The 2,597-nt window shown below is 36.3% G+C and carries 1 protein-coding gene; it reads right to left on the reverse strand.

What is annotated here, in order from left to right; genetic code table 11:
* Nucleotides 1-128: 128 nt before the first annotated feature.
* The gene (locus tag AB1414_18960; protein MEW6609493.1) at nucleotides 129-2,090 is read right to left on the reverse strand and encodes a DUF2723 domain-containing protein; all 1,962 of its coding nucleotides are present in this window, start codon (nucleotides 2,088-2,090) and stop codon (nucleotides 129-131) included.
* Nucleotides 2,091-2,597: the final 507 nt, after the last annotated feature.

The raw sequence follows: 2,597 nt of genomic DNA on the forward strand, positions 1-2,597 counted from the left end.
AGGTTTGCTTGACACCGTGAAGAGTGATAATTCACAATTCACAATTGACAATTCACCATTCACCATTATTAAGGAAATTTAGGGAAGAAATTGTGAATGGTGAATTGTGAATGGTGAATGGTGAATACTTACGATTTATATTTATACGCTATTTCAATTCCATGTCTGGCTTTGGAATAGTCAGGGTCTATCTCTAATGCTTGCTTGAACTTTTCAATCGCCTGGTCATACATTTTTAACATATAATAAAAACTACCAATATTATAATAACTTTGCGGGTAGATTGAGATGAGCGATTGAGTTCGTTCATCTTTAAATATCCTTTTATCGACTGCCCCACGACATAAAAATCCTTTATTTTTATCCAGTTCTTTTTTAAATTTTTCCACAGGGACATCTTTTTCCAATAACTTGCAGAATATCCCTTGAGGAACCAAAGAATAGTTTGTAGCCATGGCGGAATCATAAATTTTGTAAATAGTATGAGAATTAATATTATTGGTGATGATATTGTAGATTCGCTTTATTCTAATTTCTTCCAACTGCCGCATTTTCACCCCTAACATATCCTGAATTTCAAAAGTAAAGGCTAAATCAGGATATTTATCTTTCCATGTTTGAACATACCAATCATAATGAACTGCCAGAAATGGAACATCAATAAAAACTGCCTTTGGATGTCTTTGTTCCACATAATGACTATACCACAGAGGATAGGCGGTATCATCTGTTTCTAAGAATATTATAGATTTCTCTTCCATTGGGGTTAGAATATTCCTGAGCAAATCAGAGGCAAAATAGTATTGACTTCGATTACTCTCGGGATAATTGGTAGTTAAAGGAATAATCGGCAATGATAGGAATAAAAAGTAAATAATCCCAGTGTTTTTCTTATTACTCTTCATCAACCAGAGCAGAAGATATTGGACACCAACTCCCATCCAGATAGCAAAGACGATAAATGCTGGTAAATAATAATCTTGAATATTGGGGATGTTATAAAATAATGAATAAAGGATATTGGTTATTAAAATCAAAGATAAAAAGACAAAAAGACGCATTGAATACTTACAGAGAAAGAACCCACCTATTAACCCAAACCAGATGAGATAAATCGTCCATTGATGTGGAAAAAATTGGGCGAAAGAGGTGTAGAGGCGACCAACGGCTTCAGAGATTTCAAAGTATCCACCAAATTGCTCGGCGGTGATATGTTCTATAAACCTTTTCCATGTATCCGGGTCTCCCATGTTAACAAGCGGATTAACTATTGCCCGCAAAGGAAGATAGAGATATAAGAAAAGAGGGGAAATGAAACAGCAAAGAAGTTTGACTGAGGAATGAAGGGTGATGAGTGATGAATATCTACATTTATAACATTCAGTCAGGATAAAAAATATGCTTGCTGGAATTAGGTAGATAGTTTGCATGTGGTGGGTAAAGGATAACCCGAGAGTGAAGGCGAAGAGATAGAGTAAGCGTTGAGCCTTGAGCTCGGAGCGTGGAGTATTTTTCTCTGTGCTTTGTGCTCCACGCTCCGTGCTCAGTACTTCTGCCCATTTTAGTAAGATGAAGATTATGAAGGTGACAAACAAGGCGTTGAGTGTGTATTTTTCAGCAATTACTGCTTGTTGCCAGAAGGTAGAGGCAAAGGTAAGCATTAATGCTCCAACTATCGCCGGAATGAGACTAAAAATAGAAACGGAGAAAGGGAGAATTGGAGAATCGGAGAAAACTTTTTTTACTGTCCACTGTTTACTGGTTACTGCCAACTTTAAAATGATAAAATACACCATCATACAAGATAAACCCGCACATAGAGCCGAGAGCATATTCATCCGATAGGCAATATTACCTATCGGTAGAATAGTCATCCATAGTTTTCCAAGTAAACAATAGAGTGGATAACCAGGTGGATGTGGAATACCCAGAAGATATGCACAGCTAATTAATTCACCAGTATCCTGAAGTGCCACATCCGGGGTAAGGGTTTTTAAATAGGTAAAAAAGGAGAGTAAAAATACAAGAATTCCGCCTATCTGCCCATAATCTGGTTTAATATTCTTCTTTTTTAGTTTCCTCTTTCCCATATTTTAAAATATTATCAGAGGAATTCACTCTTGTCAAATCTTTTTTTGGTAAGCGTTCAGCCACAGAGGCACAGAGTTCACAGAGAATTAAGGAAATTAACCACAAATGGATACGAATTAACCTCTCACATCCCATAAATGTAGTGCGAACCTTTAAGTTGACCTTTTGGCTTGCCAGAAGCGAAGATAACGCCTCGCACTACAAATCTTTTCGACCTGTGCGATTAGACTAATTCATCGCACAGACGCAAAGGAAAAATAAATGTAAAACAGGAAATGAAAAATGGGAAATTTTAGTCCTTCGCAAGACTCATTACCTTTCAGTTAGACATTTTTATTGGAGATTATCCATTTTACATTTAACCACACAGGTCGAATTTTTTGTAACCGTTCACCGCAGAGATGATATGATAAAGTGTCAAGTTTGACCTGCGAAAGATTTTATGGTATACTATACAAAAAGTATTAACTAACTAAAATAAGGAGGACAAACTTATGACACAAACA

The sequence above is a fragment of the bacterium genome, assembly GCA_040755795.1.
Classification (GTDB): Bacteria; UBA9089; CG2-30-40-21; order CG2-30-40-21; family SBAY01; genus JBFLXS01.

Bases quoted from the DNA above. Each gene is read 5' to 3' on its own strand.
- AB1414_18960 (MEW6609493.1), bottom strand. From the start codon at position 2,090: ATGGGAAAGAGGAAACTAAAAAAGAAGAATATTAAACCAGATTATGGG.